16 protein-coding genes and 1 tRNA gene are annotated in these 21455 nt (G+C 33.6%); 12 read left to right on the top strand and 5 right to left on the bottom strand.

The annotated features are described in order from the left end of the window. The first annotated feature begins 8 nt into the window (after positions 1-8). Entirely contained in the window at positions 9-2885 is a 2877-nt protein-coding gene (locus AC5ZCW_RS17530; protein ID WP_496121004.1) for an alpha-amylase family glycosyl hydrolase, read from the top strand. Positions 2886-2990: 105 nt separating this feature from the next. On the opposite strand, the gene AC5ZCW_RS17525 is transcribed toward AC5ZCW_RS17530, so the two are convergent. The 3 genes from AC5ZCW_RS17525 to AC5ZCW_RS17515 all read right to left on the bottom strand — a co-directional run bounded on the left by AC5ZCW_RS17525 (position 2991) and on the right by AC5ZCW_RS17515 (position 5104). Continuing rightward, positions 2991-3227: a DUF6814 family protein gene (locus tag AC5ZCW_RS17525; protein WP_177211167.1), complete on the bottom strand. Its 237-nt coding sequence runs from the start codon at positions 3225-3227 to the stop codon at positions 2991-2993. 10 nt (positions 3228-3237) lie between these two features. Continuing rightward, positions 3238-4731, bottom strand: coding sequence for an MFS transporter (locus AC5ZCW_RS17520; protein ID WP_496121002.1), 1494 nt, complete (start codon positions 4729-4731; stop codon positions 3238-3240). Between the two features lie 300 nt (positions 4732-5031). Then, positions 5032-5104: transfer RNA gene (locus AC5ZCW_RS17515), tRNA-Phe, on the bottom strand. A gap of 99 nt (positions 5105-5203) precedes the next feature. Between AC5ZCW_RS17515 and AC5ZCW_RS17510 the strand changes: the two genes are divergently transcribed. The 6 genes from AC5ZCW_RS17510 (at position 5204) to AC5ZCW_RS17485 (ending at position 12134) form a co-directional block, all read left to right on the top strand. Further along, positions 5204-5938: a type III pantothenate kinase gene (locus tag AC5ZCW_RS17510; protein ID WP_343545115.1), complete on the top strand. Its 735-nt coding sequence runs from the start codon at positions 5204-5206 to the stop codon at positions 5936-5938. Next, entirely contained in the window at positions 5931-7160 is a 1230-nt protein-coding gene (gene bamG, locus AC5ZCW_RS17505) for a BamG family beta-barrel-assembly machinery protein (RefSeq protein ID WP_281634654.1), read from the top strand. The genes AC5ZCW_RS17510 and bamG overlap by 8 nt, the downstream gene beginning before the upstream one ends. Before the next feature lie 51 nt (positions 7161-7211). Further along, entirely contained in the window at positions 7212-7769 is a 558-nt protein-coding gene (lptC, locus tag AC5ZCW_RS17500) for an LPS export ABC transporter periplasmic protein LptC (RefSeq protein WP_281634655.1), read from the top strand. Between the two features lie 202 nt (positions 7770-7971). After that, on the top strand, positions 7972-9228 hold the full coding sequence (locus AC5ZCW_RS17495; protein ID WP_496121001.1) for a hemolysin family protein: 1257 nt from the start codon (positions 7972-7974) through the stop codon (positions 9226-9228). Positions 9229-9335: 107 nt separating this feature from the next. Further along, complete coding sequence (locus tag AC5ZCW_RS17490) at positions 9336-11435, top strand: peptidylprolyl isomerase (RefSeq protein ID WP_496121000.1); 2100 nt, start codon at positions 9336-9338, stop codon at positions 11433-11435. Between the two features lie 258 nt (positions 11436-11693). Beyond that, entirely contained in the window at positions 11694-12134 is a 441-nt protein-coding gene (locus AC5ZCW_RS17485) for a hypothetical protein (protein WP_343545110.1), read from the top strand. An 18-nt stretch (positions 12135-12152) separates the two neighbouring features. Here AC5ZCW_RS17485 and AC5ZCW_RS17480 read toward each other — a convergent pair whose 3' ends face one another. Both AC5ZCW_RS17480 and AC5ZCW_RS17475 read right to left on the bottom strand, forming a co-directional pair. Then, entirely contained in the window at positions 12153-13061 is a 909-nt protein-coding gene (locus AC5ZCW_RS17480) for a GYDIA family GHMP kinase (RefSeq protein ID WP_496120999.1), read from the bottom strand. Between the two features lie 94 nt (positions 13062-13155). Next, positions 13156-14469 (bottom strand): hydroxymethylglutaryl-CoA reductase, degradative, encoded by a 1314-nt coding sequence (locus AC5ZCW_RS17475; protein WP_496120997.1) that lies wholly within the window; start codon positions 14467-14469, stop codon positions 13156-13158. A 180-nt stretch (positions 14470-14649) separates the two neighbouring features. Between AC5ZCW_RS17475 and AC5ZCW_RS17470 the strand changes: the two genes are divergently transcribed. From AC5ZCW_RS17470 to AC5ZCW_RS17450, 5 genes are all read left to right on the top strand, one after another. Continuing rightward, positions 14650-16821 carry a S9 family peptidase gene (locus AC5ZCW_RS17470; protein ID WP_496120996.1) on the top strand — a complete coding sequence of 724 codons (2172 nt, stop codon included), beginning with the start codon at positions 14650-14652 and terminating at the stop codon, positions 16819-16821. A gap of 38 nt (positions 16822-16859) precedes the next feature. Beyond that, entirely contained in the window at positions 16860-18536 is a 1677-nt protein-coding gene (locus tag AC5ZCW_RS17465; protein ID WP_496120994.1) for a peptide MFS transporter, read from the top strand. Between the two features lie 4 nt (positions 18537-18540). Continuing rightward, positions 18541-20025, top strand: coding sequence for a peptide MFS transporter (locus tag AC5ZCW_RS17460; RefSeq protein ID WP_281634663.1), 1485 nt, complete (start codon positions 18541-18543; stop codon positions 20023-20025). A 47-nt stretch (positions 20026-20072) separates the two neighbouring features. After that, entirely contained in the window at positions 20073-20540 is a 468-nt protein-coding gene (locus AC5ZCW_RS17455) for a thioredoxin family protein (protein ID WP_177211154.1), read from the top strand. A 215-nt stretch (positions 20541-20755) separates the two neighbouring features. Beyond that, positions 20756-21208, top strand: coding sequence for a thioredoxin domain-containing protein (locus AC5ZCW_RS17450; RefSeq protein ID WP_281634664.1), 453 nt, complete (start codon positions 20756-20758; stop codon positions 21206-21208). The last annotated feature ends 247 nt before the right edge of the window (positions 21209-21455 follow it).

The raw sequence follows: 21455 nt of genomic DNA, 5'->3' as shown, positions 1-21455 counted from the left end.
ACAAGATTATGAGAAAAATTTTACTATCAATATTTTTATTGATGGTAGTAACCGTTTTTGCCCAGCCTCAAACAGTTACTTACTCAATAAATCCTTCTACTTTTGAAGATACGATGCCTATTACCATTACAATTAATGGCAATAGTGTTAATGAAACTTCATGGGGAATCAGTACCACTAATGCATTATATCTTTGGTCATGGTCTTTTGATGTAAATGATATTAATCAATCAGATAGTCCCTCTAATGGAACTTGGACTTCATCCAACGAAGCAAGTAAATTTACCTATAATGCAGGAACCGATACATATACTAAAACAATTACCCCTTCTGCTTATTTCGCAAGAAACGGAATAGGAAGAATTGGTTTTTTGGTTAAAACGAAAGACGGAACGGGCGATAAAAAGTCACAAGACATTATAGTTGAAGTAGGATCTTTTCAAGTAACATTAACTTCGCCAGCCGAAAACAGTACAACGATTATTAACTCTGGTTCAAGTTTTAATATTACGGCAACAAATACAGGTGGAGCTGGAAGCTACACTTTGAAATCTAACGGAGTAACAATCAATACAAACACAAGTACTTCAAGTTATTCTTATACACATGCTAATATTACAGGAAATCAGACTTATGAATTGATTGCAACACAAGGAACTACAGCCGTTTCAAAGAAATTTGGAGTGGTCGTAAATCCAAATACAGTTTCTGAAGCTATGCCAGCGGGTCTTGAGGATGGAATTAATTATAATGCTGCAGATCCTACAAAAGCAACTTTGGTTCTGGATGCGCCATTAAAAGACTTTGTTTATGTTGCAGGAAGTTTCAATAACTGGCAGCCAACATCTGCTTATGCCATGAAAAAAGATCCGACTACGGGTAAATTCTGGTTGGAATTAACAGGATTGGTTTCTGGTGTCAGCAATACCTATCAATATTGGGTTGTAGACACTACGCCAATTGCCAATTCGTCATCATTGGTAAAAATTGCAGATCCATATTCTACATTAGTATTGTCTCCTTATGATGATTCTTCAATTCCTGCTTCAAAATATCCAAATATGCCCGTTTATCCAGCGGGACAAAATTTTGAAGTGACAGTTTTAAAAACAGGACAGACTCCATACAATTGGCAGGTAACCAATTTTGAAAAACCTGAAAAAGAGAAACTAGTCGTTTATGAAGTTTTGGTTCGTGATTTTGATGCGTCAAGAAGTTATCAGAGTTTGATTGATAGAATAGATTATTTTAAAAATTTAAAAATAAATGCAATCGAATTAATGCCGGTAATGGAATTTGAAGGCAATGAAAGCTGGGGTTATAATACCTCATTTCATATGGCTTTGGATAAGTTTTACGGAACTTCGGATAAACTAAAAGAGTTTATTGATTTGTGTCACCAAAACGGAATTGCAGTAATTCTTGACGTTGCATTAAATCATGCCTTCGGAAGAAACCCGATGGTGAGAATGTGGATGAATGATCCAGATGGAGATGGTTTTGGATCGCCGACTGCAGAGAATCCTTATTTTAATACAGTAGCAAAACATAGTTATAGTGTAGGAGAAGATTTTAATCATCAATCACTAAAAACGCAGTATTATGTAAATCGAGTGATCAAACATTGGATTGAAGAATATAAAATTGATGGTTTCCGTTGGGACTTAACAAAAGGATTTACACAATTATGTACAGCGGGCGATAATGCTTGCACCGATGCTTACAAACAAGATCGTGTTGATATTTTGAAAAAATATGCTGATTTTTCTTGGGCAATAGATCCAACACATTATACCATTTTTGAACATTTAGGAACAGACACAGAAGAAAAAGAGTGGGCAAATTACAGAGTAACAGAAACACCAAGTAAAGGTGTTATGATGTGGGGGAAAATGACAAAAGAGTATAATCAATTGTCGATGGGATATGCTTCTGAAAGCAATATTTATAGAATGAATAGTGCAAATCGTGGTTTTGCTGCCAATCGTTTAATGGGTTATGCTGAAAGTCATGACGAAGAACGTTTGATGTATAAAAATGTACAGTATGGAGCTGTAAATGGTGCATATAATGTAAAAACATTAAATACAGCTTTATCTAGAATGTCGGCAATTGGTGCGGTTTCATTATTGGTTCCAGGACCAAAAATGATCTGGCATTTTGGGGAGCTAGGCTGGGAGAGTTCTATTTTTACTTGTAATGACAATTCAGTAAATACAGACTCAGATGCTACAGGGGGAGATTGTAAATTAGATACTAAACCACAACCTCAGTGGGTAAACAATTGGCTAGGGAATTCTAATCGTAATAAAATTTATAACGATTGGGCTAAAATGATTACACTTAAAAAAACTGAGCCAGTATTTTTAGGAACAGCAACAATGGCGAATGTTGCTTCTCTGGCAGTAAACATCAAAATTACAAACAGCAGTTTGACTTCTGCACAGCTAAAAGACGTTTTGATTTTAGCCAATTTTGATACTACGGCTCAAAACATTGCGACTGGTTTTCCGTATTCCGGAACTTGGTATAATTTAATGGATAATACTACTATTACAGTAACAGATGTAAATGCTCCTATAAATCTTCCAGCAGGAGAATATAGAATTTACGGTAACAAAGTCGCAAATTTAGCGATAGAAGATTTTGAAAAGGGGAATTCTGTTAATCTCTATCCAAATCCAGTTGCAGATTATTTTACTTTAAATGCAGGTTTTGTAAAGGTTCAAATTTATTCTGTTTCAGGCCAGCTGGTCAAAAGTTTTAATTCTAAAGGCGTTCCAGATTCTCAATTTGTCGTAAGTGAATTACAGTCTGGACTTTATATTGTAAAAGCTTCTGACGAAAACAACAAAACTCAGGTGATGAAGTTTATTAAAAGATAAACTTAAAAATAAATCTTACAGATTAAAAATTTGGTTAGGTTAGTAATGAGAAAGGGCTGTTCTGCATATTGCAGACAGCCCTTTTCGATTTTTTTAAGATAGGGTTTATTTATTTTTTCTTTTCGTATCGTTGTATTCTCCAATTAGAGAATAATATCCAAATGTTCCTAAACCCATAACAATAAGCGGTGTAAGTATAAATAGAATAATGGCGCCAAATACCAAATCATCCTGCTGGTCCGAGAGCAGTTTAGGTAAACCAAATTCAAAGACACAGAAATAAGCTGCTGCAGCGGCCAAAGCAATCCATAAAGCCCCTAAAACTTGTTTAATCGCATTCATTTTTTAAATTTTAAAGGTGAGTAGTTTTGTTTTTGTTGTCAATATAAATCATTCCAATTACAAAGCAGATCCCTGCAATAATAATAGGATACCATAATCCGTCGAGATAAAAATCGGTTTTGCCAGCTGTTTTGGCGTGAGATACAAAATAAGTAGAAATAGCAGGAAGTAACCCTCCGAAAATTCCGTTTCCAACATGATAAGGCAATGACATAGAAGTATATCTAATTTTGGTTGGAAACATTTCGACTAAGAAAGCTGCAATAGGGCCATAAACCATTGTTACAAATAGTACTTGAATAAAAACTAAAAAGGTTAATGTCCATTTATCGCTTGAATTAATTGTTACCGAAATGCTAGTTTGAGCATCTTTTTTGTGCATGTACGTTTTTTTCTCCACCACGGATGTTCCGTCTGTATATTTTTTTTGTGTAATTGTGACCGAACTTCCATCGGCCTTATTCTCCGTTTTTACCCTTGGGTTTTCTACGATTTCAGTTTTCTTATTTATATCTGTAGTGTCGTACATAGCTTTATAAATCGGTCTATAAGACAAAATAGCAATCAGCATTCCGAACATCATTATATATTTACGGCCAATCTTATCGCTCAGCCATCCAAAAACAATAAAAAACGGTGTCCCAATCAATAGAGCAATTCCTAATAGTTCATCAACTTGCGAAGAATCGACATTCATTACTGTTTTCATAAAGCTCATCGCATAAAATTGTCCCGTATACCAGACAACACCTTGTCCCATTGTGGCTCCAAACAATGCCAAAAGCACAAATTTTAAATTGTATCGGTTTCCAAAACTTTCCTTTAACGGATTTGCACTTGTTGTTCCCTCTTTTTTAGCCTTTGCAAAAACAGGAGATTCATCCATATTTTTTCTAATCAGATATGAGACTCCAACCATAGCAATTGAAACCCAAAAAGGAACACGCCATCCCCAAAGATCAAAAGCTTCAGGAGAAAGTATATTTTTGGTAGCTAGAATAACCATTAGAGAAATAAATAAACCAACAGTAGCAGTAGTCTGAATCCATGAAGTCCAATATCCTTTTTCTCCCGATGGAGCATGCTCGGCAACATACGTAGCAGCGCCGCCATATTCTCCTCCAAGAGCAAGACCTTGAAGTAAGCGTAAAATCAAAACCAATAATGGAGCTAGAAAGCCAATTGTTTCATAGCTTGGAATACAGCCTATCAAAAAGGTTGAACCACCCATTAATAATAAGGTAGCCATAAAAGTATATTTTCGACCAATAATATCTCCAAGCCTTCCAAAAAATAAAGCTCCAAATGGCCGAACTACAAATCCAGCGGCAAATGTGGCTAAAGTAGATAAAAATGCTGCGGTTGGATTGTCGCTAGGAAAAAATTTTGTTGAAATTACGACAGCCAAACTGCCAAAAATGTAAAAGTCGTACCATTCAATCATGGTGCCCATTGAAGAGGCCGAAATTACTTTCCAAATGCCTTTAGTAGAAGTTTTGCTCATAAAACTGCTTTGAGATCTTGTTAATGAATGAAAAAGAAAAATACAGTTTTACGAATATAGAAGATATTTTTTTATTCAGTCAATACTTTTTTAACAAAAACTATTAATTTGTTGACATTTTGGATTTAAGAACTAAAGTAAATTTGAAGAGGTTTTTAACCGCAAAGATTTACGCAAAGGTTCGCAAAGTTATTTTTAAACTTTGCGAACCTTGCGCTTTTTTTCTTTGTGTACTTTGCGGTTAAATAAAACAGAAAAGTATAAAAAACAAAAAACCCGAATATTTCTATTCGGGTTTTGTGGTACCTCCAGGGATCGAACCAGGGACACATGGATTTTCAGTCCATTGCTCTACCATCTGAGCTAAGGTACCGTGCTTGTTGCGGGTGCAAATATATAATCATTTTTGGTTTGTGCAAAACATTTTTTAGAAAAAATCAATTCGTATCTTCGCAAAAGCAAAAAAGGAAATATGATTTTAACGGTTGATGTCGGAAATACTAGAATTAAAGCATCTGTCTTTGAGGGAAATACTACTCTGGAGAATTTTGTTTTTGAAAAAAAAGAACTTGAAAAAAAAATTGAAAAAATTTTAGAAAAATATCCAAAATGCTCCGATTTGGTTGTTGCTTCGGTAGGAAGTATCGAAAAACAATCATTTTTGTCCTTCGAAAATAGACTCAAAGTTCATTTTTTTACCCACGAAGATATTTTTCCTTTCCATAATAAGTATGCAACTCCAAAAACTTTAGGAATAGACCGAATGATTTTGGCAGCAGGAGCAACGCTTCAATTTCCAAAACAAAACCGTTTAGTTATAGATGCTGGAACTTGCATTACCTACGATTTTATCGACGAAAAAGACAATTATTTAGGAGGAGCCATTTCTCCAGGTCTACGTTTGCGATACGAATCATTGCATAATTTTACGGCCAGACTACCGTTACTAACCTTAGAAGAGCCTGATTCTTATGTAGGAAACTCTACGGCACAAGCCATACATTCTGGTGTTGTCAACGGTTTCGTCTATGAGATTGACGGTTTTATCGATGAATATCGCAAAGAGTTTTCAAATTTTATCATAATTTTAACGGGAGGCGATGCAGATTTTTTGGCTAAACGATTAAAAAATACCATATTTGCCAATTCAAATTTCCTTTTAGAAAGTTTGAGCCAAACATATCAATATAAAATCGACAATGATTAAAAAAGTAATACTAAGCGCTTGTTTGCTTATATCGTTCGTTTCATTCGCTCAACAAGGTACTGCTTCGCCTTATTCTTTTTTCGGAATAGGAGATGTGAGATTCAAGGGAACTCTTGAGAACAGATCTATGGCAGGAGTTGCAGTAGAGCAGGATACGATTCACTTAAATTTAGAAAATCCGGCAAGTTATGCCAGCTTAATTCAGACAACTTTTACAGTTGGAGGAACATTTGCTACTTCAAATTTAAAAACGGATTCTGCATCAGAAAAAGCACAGCGCTCTACTTTTGATTATTTAGCATTAGGAATCCCGATGGGGAAATTTGGTGCTTCATTCGGTTTGATACCGGTAACTTCGGTTGGGTATAAAATCCGTAACGACAATTCTGCAACAGAAGGAGCAACAAGTTCACAGCTTGATGGAAAAGGTGGTGTAAATAAGGTGTATTTTGGTTTGTCATACAAAATAATGAAAAACTGGAATATTGGAGTAGATGCACAGTATAACTTTGGAAAAATTACTACAACAAGTGTCGAAGCTATTACAGGAGTTCAAAATGGAACAGCAGAAGTAAATACTTCTGAACTTTCAGGTATGGCATTTAGTTTCGGGACTATGTACCAGAAAAAGATCTATAAAAAGATGAGCATATTCTCTAGTTTGAGTTATTCTTTTGCAAGTAATTTAAATTCAGATAATACGCGAGTTATTTCAGTTCAAGGAGATCCAGAGGCTTATGGCGTTCCTACAGAATCAACAAAGCTAAAACTTCCAAACAAATTAAGTATCGGAGTAGGAGTTGGTGAAGCTAGAAAATGGCTTGTGGGAGCAAATATGACTTTTCAAGGAGATGGGCAGCTAGAGAATTATTACAATGCCGCAAACAATGTAAGATACGAAAGCTATTCTAAATATGCTGTTGGAGGATATTACCTTCCAAACTACGCATCTTTTACTAGCTATATGAGCAGAATTACCTATAGAGCTGGTTTGAAATACGAAAAAATCGGTTTGATTGTAAATAACGAATCAATTAAAGATATCGGAATGTCATTAGGTGTAGGAGTTCCAATTCCGCAATCTTATTCAAATGTAAATTTCGGAATAGAGTTTGGTAAGCGTGGTACAACAGCTGCAGATTTAGTGCAGGAAAATTATGTGAATTTTAGCGTAAGTTTCTCTTTCAACGATAAATGGTTCGTGAAGAGCAAATACCAATAATCAAAATATATTATCTTTTAGAAGCTCATTACAATTTACTACATTTGGCAAATGAATTTACCAAAAAGATATAGTCTCATAGCTGTCACAGTTTTTGCTGTGACACTATTTTTTGGATGCGAAAGTAATTTTAAAGAAGTTCAGAAAATTAACTTCTCGGAATTTGTTCCTGCCAGCGATGCTGATACTGTAAATATTAAATATACAGATTCTGGACGCATTACAGGAGTTTTGATAAGTCCAAAAATGTTAGATTATTCAAATCTCGATTTTCCTTTTACAGAATTTCCTAAAGGAATCGATGTTACATTATATGATAAAAAGCAAAAACGTACCTTTATAAGAGGTAATTACGCGGTTTCTTATAAGAATACTGGAATTATTGATTTAATAGGAAAGGTAAAAATCACTTCAGAAGCTGGACAAGTTTTGGAAACAGAACAATTGTATTTCGATCAGAAAAACGAATGGTTTTATACGGAAAGAAAATTTAAATTGACCGATACAAAAGGAGTTTCCTATGGTCAGGGAATAGATTTTAGCAAAGATTTTAAAGTGATCAATTCGCAGCGAATAAGTGGTGAAATTGAATCGAACGAAGAATTATAATATTATGGGTTATTTAAAATATACACAATACGTTTACATCCTTTTTGCAGTTTTCTTTACTTATGATGGTATTGTAAAACTAAATGAGGGTGATGAGAGCTATCCTTTCTATTTTGTGATTGCAGGGATGGCTATTTTTATGTTTTTCTTCAGAAGAAGATTTCTTAACAGGCACAACGACCGAAACAAAAAACAATAAAAAATGGAAATTAGTATTATAATAATATGTTTAATACTAGCTGCCTTTTTTTCTGGGATGGAAATTGCTTTTACATCCGCCAACAAAATTTATCTTGAAATCGAAAAGAAACAAGATGATTTCCTGTCTCGAATCTTAACTAAGCTAACCGAAAATCCATCCAAATTTATTGCTGCCATGCTTATTGGCAACAATGTGGCTTTGGTGATTTACGGCTTTTTTATGGGCGATCTTATTTTAAGCTGGATGGCTTATTTTGGATTGGTTTTTTCTGATTGGTGGAATATACTTATTCAGACACTTCTTGCCACATTTGTGGTTTTGCTTACTTCGGAGTTTTTTCCTAAGGTGTTTTTTCAAATTTATGCCAATTCTTTAATTAAAATTCTGGCGCTTCCAGCTTATCTGTTCTATCGATTATTCTATTATATCTCTACTTTCTTCATTTGGATTGCAGATTTTGTGTTAAGTAAATTCTTTAAAACAGAAGGAAATCAAATCCATTTGTTTAGCCGTATAGAGTTAGGGAATTATATAACAGAACAAATGAGTACTGTTGAAGAAGATGAAGAGGTTGATTCTGAAATTCAGATTTTTCAGAATGCATTAGAATTCTCGGGTGTAAAGGCGCGTGACATTATGACGCCTCGCACAGAAATTGTGGATATTGATCTTTTTGATACTGTTGATGATCTTAGAGCTTTGTTTATTGAAACAGGATATTCAAAGATTATTATAAGTCAGAATTCACTAGACGATATTGTTGGATATGTTCATTCGTTTGATTTGTTTAAAAAACCAGCGACTATAAAATCGGTTTTAATGACCGTTGAATTTGTGCCGGAAACAATTCTAATTAAAGATGTTTTGAATCTATTGATCAAAAAACGAAAAAACATTGCAGTTGTTTTAGATGAATATGGAGGAACTTCTGGAATTATTACAATTGAAGATATTGTCGAGGAGCTTTTTGGAGAAATTGAAGATGAGCACGATTTGGATGAAGAATTAATAGAAGAAGAATTAGGAGAAGGGAAGTATTTGTTTTCTACCAGATTAGATGTTGAGTATTTGAATGAAACTTATAAATTAATGATTCCAGAAGAAGATTCGTATGGCACATTAGGAGGTTTTATTGTAAATCATACTAAAGAAATCCCACAAAAAGGAGACAAAATTGTAATAGATAAGTTTCATTTTTCTATTGAAGAGGCTTCAAATAAGAAAATAGAACTAGTCAAATTGACAATTAAAGAGTGATTTTTTAAATTAATGAAAAAAAATGTTGAAAATAAAACGCTAGTTGTATTGTTATTAACTAGATAATTGTATTTTCGCAAACTGAATATAAAATTAACGATAATAAAATGGCAGTTTTAGCAAAAATTAGACAGCGTTCCGCTTTATTGATAGGAGTTATTGCACTTGCATTATTTGCATTTATAATACAAGATCTATTTACAAGAGGAACATTCGGTCAAAGTTCAAAAGATGTAGGAAGCATCGATGGAAAAGATATTTCATTTGAAGACTTTAGAATTAAAGTTAGTAATGTTGAAAAAAGTGGACAAGGAATAACTTCCACTGAAGCTGCAAACAGAGTTTGGGATCAAGAAGTTTCAATCGCTTTATTATCATCACAGTTTGATAAATTAGGATTGAGAGTTGGTGAAAAACACATTTTAGAGGTTTTAAAATCAGATCCAAATATTGGTAAAAACCCAATGTTCTTAAACGCAGCAGGAATGTTTGATGTTGTTAAGTTCAAAGATTATTTTAAATCAAACCCAGAAGCGGCACAATACATCTCTCAAAAAGAGAAAGATGCTGAATTGAATGCAAAATTTCAAATCTATAATACTTTAATTAAATCAGGTCTTTACACAACTGCTAGTGAAGGAAAATTAAAGTATGAAATGGAAGCTAATAAAGTAAGCTTTGCTTTTGCAGCAGCTCCTTATTCTTCTATTAAAGATAGTGAAGTAAAAATTTCTGATGATGAGATCGTAGCTTACATGAAGAAAAACGAGAAAAAATTCAAAGCAGATGCAACTCGCGAAATTCAATACGTTTTAGTTGAAGATAAAGCATCTAAAGAAGATGAGGCTGAAATTAAAGCTAAATTAACTGCGCTATTATCAGGAAGTGTTGTTTACAATGCAAAAACTGGTAAAAACGACACATTGCCAGGATTTAAAAATGCTACAAACATTGCTGAATTTGTAAACGCAAATTCTGATGTTCCTTACGATTCTACTTATGTTCCTAAAAATGCATTGCCAGCTGTTGATGCAGACAAATTATTCAGCTTGCCAGCCGGAGCAATCTACGGACCATACGTTTACGGAAGATACTATGCAATTTCTAAATCTCAAGGATTTAAAGCTGGAGTTAATGCAAAAGCTAGTCATATCTTAATTGGTTACGAAGGGTCTCAAACCCCAAACCAAAAAGAAAAAAGAACTAAAGAAGAAGCTAAAGCTAAAGCTGAAGAAATTTTAGCACAAGTTCAAGCTAATCCAGATAGTTTTATGATGTTGGCTTTTACAAGTTCTGATGATTCATCTGCACAGCAAGGTGGTGACTTGGGATATTTTGGGCCAAACCAAATGGTAAAGCCTTTCAACGATTTTGTATTCAGTAACGGAATTGGTAAAGTTGGTTTAGTAGAAACTCCTTTCGGATTTCACGTAATCAAAATTACAGACAAACAAGACGGAATTCGTTTAGCTACAATTGCTCAAAAAATTGAGCCATCTGAAGCTACTTCTGATAAAGTATTTACATTGGCAACTAAATTTGAAATGGATGCTGCTGATAAAGACTTCAATGCTGCAGCAAAAGAATTAGGATTAAAAGTTGCCCCAGCTGTTAATGCAAAAGCTATGGATGAAGCGTTTGGACCATTAGGAAACCAACGTAACATTGTAAGATGGGCTTTTGATAAGGAAACAAGTAAAGGTGACGTAAAACGTTTCGAAATTGCAAACATCGGACACGTTATCGCACAATATAAAGGTGAAAACAAGTCAGGTTTAGTTTCTGTTGATATGGCAAGACCTTATGTAGAGCCAATCTTGAAAAACAAGAAAAAAGCAGAATTGTTAAAAGCAAAAATGCAAGGTTCAAGCCTTGAAGCTATTGCTAAAGCTGCAGGAGTTGCGGTTCAACAAGCTGCAGATGTAACTCTTGATAATCCAGTTTTACCTGGTGGAGTTGGACAAGAGCCAAGAGTAGTAGGTAATGCATTTGCATTAGCAGCAAACAAAATCTCTGCTCCAATTGAAGGAAATACTGGTGTTTATGTAGTTAAAAACATTAAGACAGTAAAAGCTCCAGCAATTGCTAATCACGCAGCTTACGTAGAGAAAGTAAAAGCTCAAAGCGCATCTGATGCAAACAGAGTATTGCCAGCGTTAAAAAACAATGCTAAAATTGAAGATAACAGATTACAATTTAATTACTAATTAAAAGTAATTTATCATAAAAAGAAACCCGAAACATATGAATGTTTCGGGTTTCTTTTTTTTTTATGAAATTAGGAAAATCTACTTTGTGTTAATTTTCTTAAAGTATATAGGGATTATCGAAATTTAATTTAAAAAACTTGTGATTTTCAAATTATTACAGTTAATTTGCTCGATTTTTACTTTAACATATTTTTAGCTTTTGCGAGGAAATAGAGTAAAGAAGAATAATGAGCTAATAAACAAATCGCCTATTTAATGTTTTTTACTTTTAAAATTTTTAAAAAGAAGCCGAGAGTATATACCAAAATAGAGAGCCACATCTATGGTATTATTACAGAGCTTTTAAAAGTGAGCAGCACCGACATCAATGTTGATGAATTGGGTGGAAAATATTATTTGAGTAATGAAGAGCAACATTTTAAAGTAACTATTTTAAGCAATGACTATGTGATTAGATTGACAAATACACATGATTCTGTTGCTGAAAAATATGATAAAGTTTTTGTCGAAGATGTTTTAAGAGCTGTAAAAGAAGAGAAACACCGTAGAATGGAAGTGGTTTACGATTCGATTACCAATAGCATCGAAAAAATGGCAGAACGCTTGCACAATAGGCTTATAGAGTCAAATGAACAAGACAAATCGGTTCGTCGTTTGGAGACAAAAGAAGTTAAAAACAATAAAAAAGCAAACTAATAGCTTCTTTGAAATGAATTATAATATCATTTCGTCATAAGTTAAAATTGTCTCGTAGCCTTTATTGGAGAAATATTCTTTCGGATTTTCTTTAGAAACTACCAGAATAAAGTCGCCTCCCCAAGCTCCCAAACTTTTTATTACACCATTAAAATCAGGAAAAACAGCCTCTTTTATGGTCTGCATTTCTAACACTTTACTTAAATGAATTTCGTGTTTCTGAATCGCCGACGCAAATTCTTTTAATGTTTTGGCGTGAAGAATTTCATTTGTGATTTTATTGTTTTCTGCAACATTAGCGGCTAAATGATTGCCTTTGTGGTTGTTGTAGGAGAATATGGCAGATTTGCTGTTTTGTTTTTTATTTAAATACACAAAATAAAGGTGTTGTGTAAAATCTGGATTAAATTCAACTTGCTTTACGTAATTATCTTTTATGCGGTATAAAATAGGCGTGTTGTTTTGTGCGCATGCAATATCGTAACCACTTCCGCCGAAACTGTTTTTTAGTAGTGTGAAAGCATTAATTTCAGTCCACTGTGCAATATTATTGATAAGAGTCGAAGAAGTTCCTAGTCCCCAATTTTTTGGAAAACTCAAATGTGTGCTTACTTTATATCCGTTAGCATTATCGATAAATTTTGGATTTAAAATATACGCTTCGTGTAAAATGTTGACTAAAGTTGATTTTACAGTGTCAATGTGAGAGTCTGAACCTTTTACAACTTCGTCAAATGAAATAGTTTCTTCAAACCACAAGTGTTTATCGTAATCGTAGCTTTTCCATTCAATTTGTTTGTCTTCTGAGTCTTCAATTACTAAATCTTGACCAAATTTTGTTGGTAGCGCAAATGCATCTGCTCCATCCAAAACTAGATATTCTCCAGCAATAAAAAGTTTTCCGTTACTGTAAAAGGTATTCTTCATGCTTTATTTTTTAGCCCCGCTATCCGTTTCAATCTTTTGCTTTTTTAAAGAAAAAAAGCAAAAGATTGAAACGGATAGCGGGATTAGCTTCTAATTATTTTCTTAAATTCTCAATAAATTCTACCACAGCACTGTGAGAAACGGCTGTTTTTTTGAAGTGCGCTTTAATTAAATTACGTTCTTCATCGGTAGCTTCAAATTGATTGATAATATTGTTAAGGTGCATTTTCATGTGTCCTTCCTGAATTCCTGTTGTGGTTAACGAACGCAATGCGGCGAAATTTTGCGCTAAACCAGCGACAGCAACAATTTCCATTAATTCTGGAGCAGATGGTTTTTCTAAAATTTCCAAACACAGTTTTACTAAAGGATGCAAAGAGGTTAAACCGCCAACGGTACCAACTGCAAGCGGAATTTCAAGCCAAAAAGTGAAAATTCCATCTTCTATTTTCGCATGCGATAAACTTGCGTACTGGCCATTTTTGGCAGCATAAGCATGTACACCAGCTTCTACAGCTCTAAAATCATTTCCGGTCGCGAGAATGACAGCATCTACGCCATTCATGATACCTTTGTTATGTGTAACCGCTCTAAAAGGTTCTATTTCCGCAATTTGAACTGCTTGAACAAAACGTTCTGCAAATTCTTGCGGATTGGTTATGTGTTTTTCTGCTAAATCTTCAATTGGGCAAGAAACTTCAGCTCTAACAAGACAATGCGGAACATAGTTAGAAAGAATGCTCATGATAACTTCGAGCTTTTCGTTATTTTGACATAAGTCAGAATTTTGAGCTTCTTCTTTTAAAGTTGTAGCAAATTGCTCCAGACAAGAATTGATGAAATTAGCACCCATACTATCTTTGGTTTCAAAAGTAGCATGAAGCTGATAGTAGTTTTCTAGTAAACTTCTTTTGTCTTTTAGTTTGATGTCTAAAATTCCTCCACCACGTTGTTGCATATTTTTGGTAATGCTTTGCGTTTCTGAGAAGAATTTTGGTTTTATCTGGTCAAAAAAGTTATTTAATTTTTCGGCATCTCCGTTGTAAGTAAAATGAACCTGTCCGATTTTTTCAGTATCAATAATTGTAGCTTTAAAACCACCTCTTGTTGACCAGTATTTTGCTGCTTTTGAAGCTGCTGCCACTACAGAACTTTCTTCAATTGCCATCGGAATGGTTTTGTATTTTCCGTTGATCAAAAAGTTAGGTGCAACTCCAAGTGGGATATAAAGGTTTGTAATGGTGTTTTCTATAAATTCATCATGAAGCTGCTGAAGCTTTTCGTCTGAATTCCAGTAATTTCTTATAATATTTTGCGCCTCTTCTGAATTTGAAAAATATTCATTTGCAATCCAATTAATTTTTTCTTTTTTGGATAATTTAGAAAATCCGGCAACAGCGTTGTTCATTCTCAATGTATTAAATAATAATGTTGCGGCAAAGATACTATTTTAAGAGTTTTGATTGCAATCTATTTCAGACATGAAAGTACGCAATCGTTATTTTTTTTAACATTTAACACTTAAAATGTGTATTATGTTTATTTTTTTTACTAAAATTGGGCTCTTTTTATATTTAAAATAATTCTAATGAATACAAGCAAATTTACTGCAGTACTTTTATTCTTAACTGCGGTTGTTTTTGGACAGCAGAAAATAACTGTCGAAAATGTTTTTAGCGGTACTTTCCGGGCAAAAGGAATGGATGAATTACAATCGCTGAAAAATACAAATCAATATACTGTTTTAAATGTTGATCAGGCGAGCAGAAGTATGCAGATTGATTTATACGACTTTGCTACCCTGAAAAAAGTATCAAATCTTATCGATACTAAAAACTTCAAAGAACTTGCAGACGGAATTGATAGCTACACTTTTGATGCCTCTGAAAAAAAGATCTTAATTGCTTGTAATTCTTCTAAAATCTTCCGTCACTCTTTTACTGCAGATTATTTCCTTTATGATATCGCAGCAAAATCTCTGACTAAACTTGTTGATTTTCAAATTCAAGAACCAACATTTTCACCTGACGGAACAAAAATCGCTTACGCAAAAGAAAATAACTTATATGTGTACGACGTAGCATCAAAAAAATCTACGGCTATTACAACAGACGGGAAGAAAAATGCTGTTATAAATGGTATTACTGACTGGGTTTATGAAGAGGAGTTTGCATTTGTTCGTGCTTTCGACTGGAGTAAAGACAGTAAAAAAGTAGCTTACATCCGTTTTGACGAAAGCCAGGTTCCTGAGTTTTCAATGTCAATCTTCCATAAAGATCTATATCCTAAAATTGAGACTTTTAAATATCCTAAAGCTGGAGAAAAAAATTCTGAAGTATCATTGCATATCTATGATGTAGCTGCGGGAGCAACAAAAAAAGTAGATTTAGGAAAATATAATGATTTCTATATTGCAAGAATGCAATGGACAAATGATGCAAATGTGCTTTCGGCACAGGTTTTAAACCGTCACCAAGATAATTTAGATCTATTGTTTATTGATGGAAATACAGCAACTGCAAAAGTAGTTTTAAATGAAAAAGATAAAGCGTATGTAGATATCAATGATAATTTGACGTTCTTAAAAGACAACAGTTTTATCTGGACAAGCGAAAAAGACGGGTTTAATCATATTTATGTATATGATAAAAACGGAAAACTTAAAAATCAAGTTACAAAAGGAAACTGGGAAGTGGTTTCATACTACGGTTTCGACGAAAAAACAAAAACTATTTTCTATCAGTCTACAGAAAATGGTTCTATCAATAGAGATCTTTACAGAATTGGTTTAGACGGAAAAAATAAAGTGCGTTTGTCTTCAAAAACAGGAACAAGTGCAGCTACTTTCAGTCCAAACTTCCAATACTTTATTACAACTTTCTCAAGTAATACACAGCCTACAACTTATACTTTAAACGAGGCTAAAACAGGAAAAGAAATTCAGGTTATCGAAAACAATCAGGCTCTTGCAGATAAATTGAAAGCGTATAACCTTCCTTCAAAAGAATACTTTGTTTTAAAAACAGCAAAAGGAAACGAATTAAATGCATGGATTTTAAAACCAAAAGATTTTGATCCTTCAAAAAAATATCCTGTTTTCATGTTCCAATATTCAGGGCCAGGATCTCAGCAGGTGGCAAATCAGTGGAATAATTCTAATGATTACTGGTTCCTTTCTTTAACACAACAAGGTTATATCGTAGCTTGTGTTGACGGACGAGGGACTGGTTTTAAAGGAGCTGATTTCAAAAAAGTGACTCAAAAAGAATTAGGAAAATACGAAGTTGAAGATCAAATCGATGCTGCAAAAGTAATTGGTGCTTATCCTTATGTTGATGCTTCAAGAATTGGAATCTTCGGATGGAGCTACGGTGGATTTATGGCTTCTAACTGTATTTTCCAAGGAAATGATGTGTTTAAAATGGCAATTGCTGTTGCGCCAGTTACAAACTGGAGATTTTATGACAGTGTTTATACAGAAAGATATATGCAGACTCCGCAAGAAAATGCAAGCGGATATGATCAAAACTCTCCAATCAATCACGTCGATAAATTAAAAGGGAAGTTTTTGTTGATTCACGGTTCTGGAGATGACAATGTTCATGTTCAAAACACAATGCAAATGATGGAAGCTTTAATTCAGGCAAATAAACAATTTGATTCTCAAATTTATCCAGATAAAGATCATGGTATTTATGGCGGGAAAACAAGAGTTCAGCTTTATACTAAAATGACCAACTTTATCAAAGAAAATTTATAATCTAAAAATAATTTAACCTAATTAAATAAACGAATAATATGGGAGAAAATCAAGTGAAAACTGCGCATCCAAAAGGACTTTGGGTATTGTTTGGAACTGAGATGTGGGAGCGGTTCAATTTTTATGGAATGCGAGCTTTATTGACTTTATTTCTTGTGAATTCATTATTGATGAAAGAAGAGGAGGCGTCATTAATTTATGGAGGTTTTCTTGGACTTTGTTATTTGACCCCAATGTTAGGTGGTTTTGTTGCTGACCGATATTTAGGAAACAGAAATTGTATCTTATTAGGAGGATTATTGATGGCAATAGGACAATTGCTTTTGTTTACGAGCGGGAGCGTTTTTGGATCTAATTTAGGTTTAGCAAAAATCATTATGTACTCTGCATTAGGAGTAATTGTTTTTGGTAATGGATTCTTCAAGCCAAACATTTCTAGTATGGTTGGAAGTTTATATCCAAAACAAGAAAAAACCAAATTAGATAGTGCTTTTACTATTTTCTATATGGGAATTAACATCGGAGCATTTTTAGGCCAGTCTATCTGTCCTTTGTTAGGAGATGTTAAAGATGCAGGAGGAATTAGAGATATTCATGCTTTTAGATGGGGATTCTTGGCAGCTTCTGTTGCAATGTTATTAGGAACAGTTCTTTTCTATTTCCTGAAAAATAAATATGTAGTTTCTCCGGAAGGAAAACCATTAGGAGGACTTCCTTCTAAAAATGATGCTTCAGATTTTGAAGAAGGAGAAGCGCAAAAAGCAAACTTTTCTAATAAGGCTTTGGCAGTTGCAGGAATTGCGTTTATCGCTTTAGGATTCTTTTTTCATTATGTTGTAGGTCAGAACTTAATTTATACTTTAATTTATTCAAGTGGTTTAGCTTTGGCGGGATTAATTATATCTGATACTTCTTTAACTAAAGTTGAAAGAGATAGAATTATTGTAATCTACATCGTGTCGTTCTTTATCATCTTCTTCTGGGCGGCGTTTGAACAAGCAGGTTCATCTTTAACTTTTATTGCAGATAACCAAACAGACAGGCATTTCTTTGGTTGGGCAATGCCTCCATCGATGGTTCAGATTTTTAACGGAATGTTTGTTGTGGTTTTAGCAGTTCCTTTTAGTATTCTTTGGGATACTTTAAGAGCTAAAGGAAGAGAGCCGATCTCTCCGGTAAAATTAGCAGCTGGTCTAGTCATAATTTCTGTGAGTTTCTTTATGATCGCTACTCAGGTTTCTTATATCGGAACTTCTGGTTTATTGCTAGTTAAATGGTTAATCTTATTATATTTCTTAAATACATGTGCTGAATTGTGTTTATCTCCAATTGGTTTGTCTTTGGTTGGTAAATTATCTCCAAAACGTTTTGCATCATTATTATACGGAGTATTCTTTTTATCTAATGCATCAGGATATGCCTTAGGAGGAACTTTGGGTTCTATCTTGCCTGCAACTGGTGATAAATTTGCAAAAGCAAAAGAATTAGGAATCGATCTTCAAGCGGTTTTAGATAAAAAAGTAACGTTATCGGCAGAGCAATTATCTTTATTGGATCACCATCAAATTAGTGCGCAAAATCCAATTTTTGCAGGATTTGAAATCCATAATTTATATGAATTCTTTATGGTATTTGTTGTGCTTACAGGTATTGCTGCAATCTTATTATTTGCTTTAACACCACTATTGAAAAAATTAATGCACGGTGTTAGATAAAAAAATGGAAAACAATATTACTTTAGAAGAAATTCAAAATTTTAAAGGCAAGTACCCAAAGCAATTGTGGTACTTGTTTTTGGTTGAAATGTGGGAGCGTTTTTGTTTCTACGGAATGCGTGGGGTTTTAGCTTTCTTTATGGTGGACCAATTAGGTCTAGTGGAAGGAAAAGCAAATTTGCAATATGGAGCAATTCAGGCCTTTGTATATGCATTTACTTTTATTGGTGGAATTTTTGCTGATAAAATTTTAGGATTTAAGAAATCGCTTCTTTTTGGAGGAATTGTCATGATTCTTGGGAACTTGCTTATTGCAGCTTCTCCGCATGATTTCTTTTACTACGGAATAACACTTTCTATTATTGGAACAGGTTTTTTTAAACCAAACGTTTCTTCAATGGTAGGAGAGTTGTATCATGAAAACGACGGTCGTCGTGATGCTGGTTACGGATTGTTTTATGCGGGAATTAATATAGGTGGAATGCTTGGTGGAGCAATTCCTATTTATTTAGGAAAGAACTATTCTTGGAGTCTTTGCTTTCTTTCTGCGGCAATTGTTATGGTAATTGGAGTTATTACTTTTCTTTTAACGAAAAAACATTTAGCGCCAATTGGAAATTCTCCATTAGAAAATCAAGCGCCTAAAAAACGTAATCTTTACGAAATTGCGGTATATGTTGGTTCTTTTGTTGTAATACCATTAGTTTATATAATGGTTATCAATTCTGATTTTACAGAGTACTTTATGTATACTATGGGAATAGTAGCATTAGGGTACTTTGCATATGAATTGATAATGCTAAAAGATGGAAAACAGCAGCGAAAACTTTTGGCTGCATTTGTGTTTATTTTTGGATACTTTATGTTTATGGCAATTTCGGAACAATCTGGAGGTTCATTGTCATTGTTTGCAAAAGATAATTTATCTAACAAGTTATTGTTTTTTAATATTGATCCAAACGTAGTAAATAATAGTATCAATTCATTGTATGTTGTTATTTTTAGTCCGTTGGTAGGATTGTTATGGATATTTATGGCTAAACGAAAAATTGAGCCTAATACTGTTATTAAGTTCGGTTTGTCATTTGTTTTGCTTGCAGCAGGTTTCTTCATTTTTTACTCTGCTAGATTTTTTGTTGATGCAGACGGATTAAGTTCTCTAGATGTTTTTGCTTTAGGATATCTTGTATATACGCTTGGAGAGTTGTGTATTGGTCCAATCGGAATGTCGGTAATTACAAAATTATCGCCTAAAAGATTATTTGGAATGATGATGGGATTATGGTTCCTATCAAGTGCATTTGGTCAGTTTGCTGCTGGGAAATTAGGAGCTGAAATATCTGATGCCAATACTGGAACTACATTAATGTCTAAACTTATTGCTTATACAGACGGATATTATCAATTAGCACTATATTCTTTAATTGCTGGAGTTGTTTTAATTGTTTTTACCCCGTTAATTAGAAAATTAATGCAAGAAGTTAAATAATTATGTTGTAATAACTTTTTGCATAAATTTGTGAAAAATTTCCCATTATGAAAAAAATAGTACTTATTGCTTTGTTTTTAATTGGTGCTGCTAATCTACAGGCACAAGAATTAAAATGGTATACAGATGTTAGAGAAGCAATTACTGTTAGTAATAAAGAGCAGAAGCCTATGCTGATGTTTTTTACAGGCAGTGATTGGTGCGGATGGTGTATTCGTTTACAAAATGAAGTTTTAAAGACTGCTGAGTTTAAAAAATGGGCAACAGACAATGTGGTTTTAGTTGAGTTAGATTATCCTAGATCCGTTCCTCAGACACCAGAGCTAAAAAGTCAGAATAACGAATTGCAACAAGCTTTTGGAATTCAAGGTTTTCCGACGGTTTTCTTTACTAGTGCAGAAACAAAAGATGGTAGGGTAAACTTTAAAGGTCTTGGTAAAACAGGATATGTTGCCGGCGGGCCGTCAGCTTGGTTAACTGTTGCGGAAGAAATAGTGCATCCGAAGAAATTGTAGTTTTTAATTAAAAGATAATGAAAAGGTCTCTTGCTTTGCAAGAGACCTTTTTTTTGTTTAGTAGGAAAAGCTCTTTAGAAAACTCTAGTAAATTGAGCATTATTTATTTTATTATATCTAAAAAAACATATAATGTATTTTTTGTGCTAATATAATTTGGATAACTAAAATATAATGTTAATTTCGTCTTGCTAATCTAACCAAAACCAATTTATATGACTAAAAAATTACTTATCCTACTGTTTTTTTTAGGTTCATTTATGATGCAAGCACAAAACTTAGCATGGAGAACAAACATGACAGATGCTATTGCTATAAGTAATGACCAGAAAAAACCAATGCTGATTTTATTCACTGCCTCAGGTGTACCAGAAAATCTTCAAAATGAAATCTTTAAAACACCCGATTTTGCTGTGTGGTCACGAGACAACGTGGTCTTAGTAAAATTAGATTTATCTGATATGAATGCTTCAGATAGTGATCGCGAGCAAAACGTAAAATTGAAAAATGCATTTGGAGTTCAAGATCTTCCAGAAGTATGTTTTGCAATGGCATCAGTAAGAAAAAACAAAACTACATTTAGTGCTTTAGGAAAAATAGCCTACAAACCTGGAGGAGCAAAAGCGTGGATTGCAGAATCTAATGCAATTTTACATCCAGCAGAATAGTAAACGATTTCATTCGACTTTTATTTTAATTTTTTTTAGTCCCTTTCTGTTTCATGCAGAGAGGGATTTTTTTTGATCTAAAAATAAGATGTAAAGAATTTGATTATTTCGAGGAGTGTTTATTTTACATTTGTTAAAAAACAACCTTTTTATTATCAATTTCATTTTAATGCTTAAAGGTTGATTTTTAATAGCTTAAATTTTTTATAGGATTGTGTTTTTGTATTAATTTAGTTGTATTAACCTA

The organism is Flavobacterium sp. PLA-DH12 (genome assembly GCF_059511845.1).
The sequence above is the reverse complement of the archived record's forward strand: the minus strand, read 5'-3'. Positions and strand labels throughout refer to the sequence as shown.

Excerpts from the sequence above, each read along its gene's own strand:
- AC5ZCW_RS17475 (WP_496120997.1), bottom strand. The coding sequence starts at position 14,469 with ATGAACAACGCTGTTGCCGGATTTTCTAAATTATCCAAAAAAGAAAAA.
- AC5ZCW_RS17460 (WP_281634663.1), top strand. The coding sequence starts at position 18,541 with ATGGAAAACAATATTACTTTAGAAGAAATTCAAAATTTTAAAGGCAAG.
- AC5ZCW_RS17455 (WP_177211154.1), top strand. The coding sequence starts at position 20,073 with ATGAAAAAAATAGTACTTATTGCTTTGTTTTTAATTGGTGCTGCTAAT.
- AC5ZCW_RS17485 (WP_343545110.1), top strand. The coding sequence starts at position 11,694 with ATGTTTTTTACTTTTAAAATTTTTAAAAAGAAGCCGAGAGTATATACC.
- AC5ZCW_RS17470 (WP_496120996.1), top strand. The coding sequence starts at position 14,650 with ATGAATACAAGCAAATTTACTGCAGTACTTTTATTCTTAACTGCGGTT.
- AC5ZCW_RS17510 (WP_343545115.1), top strand. The coding sequence starts at position 5,204 with ATGATTTTAACGGTTGATGTCGGAAATACTAGAATTAAAGCATCTGTC.
- AC5ZCW_RS17530 (WP_496121004.1), top strand. The coding sequence starts at position 9 with ATGAGAAAAATTTTACTATCAATATTTTTATTGATGGTAGTAACCGTT.
- AC5ZCW_RS17525 (WP_177211167.1), bottom strand. The coding sequence starts at position 3,227 with ATGAATGCGATTAAACAAGTTTTAGGGGCTTTATGGATTGCTTTGGCC.
- AC5ZCW_RS17480 (WP_496120999.1), bottom strand. The coding sequence starts at position 13,061 with ATGAAGAATACCTTTTACAGTAACGGAAAACTTTTTATTGCTGGAGAA.
- lptC (WP_281634655.1), top strand. The coding sequence starts at position 7,212 with ATGAATTTACCAAAAAGATATAGTCTCATAGCTGTCACAGTTTTTGCT.
- AC5ZCW_RS17450 (WP_281634664.1), top strand. The coding sequence starts at position 20,756 with ATGACTAAAAAATTACTTATCCTACTGTTTTTTTTAGGTTCATTTATG.
- AC5ZCW_RS17465 (WP_496120994.1), top strand. The coding sequence starts at position 16,860 with ATGGGAGAAAATCAAGTGAAAACTGCGCATCCAAAAGGACTTTGGGTA.
- bamG (WP_281634654.1), top strand. The coding sequence starts at position 5,931 with ATGATTAAAAAAGTAATACTAAGCGCTTGTTTGCTTATATCGTTCGTT.
- AC5ZCW_RS17490 (WP_496121000.1), top strand. The coding sequence starts at position 9,336 with ATGGCAGTTTTAGCAAAAATTAGACAGCGTTCCGCTTTATTGATAGGA.
- AC5ZCW_RS17495 (WP_496121001.1), top strand. The coding sequence starts at position 7,972 with ATGGAAATTAGTATTATAATAATATGTTTAATACTAGCTGCCTTTTTT.
- AC5ZCW_RS17520 (WP_496121002.1), bottom strand. The coding sequence starts at position 4,731 with ATGAGCAAAACTTCTACTAAAGGCATTTGGAAAGTAATTTCGGCCTCT.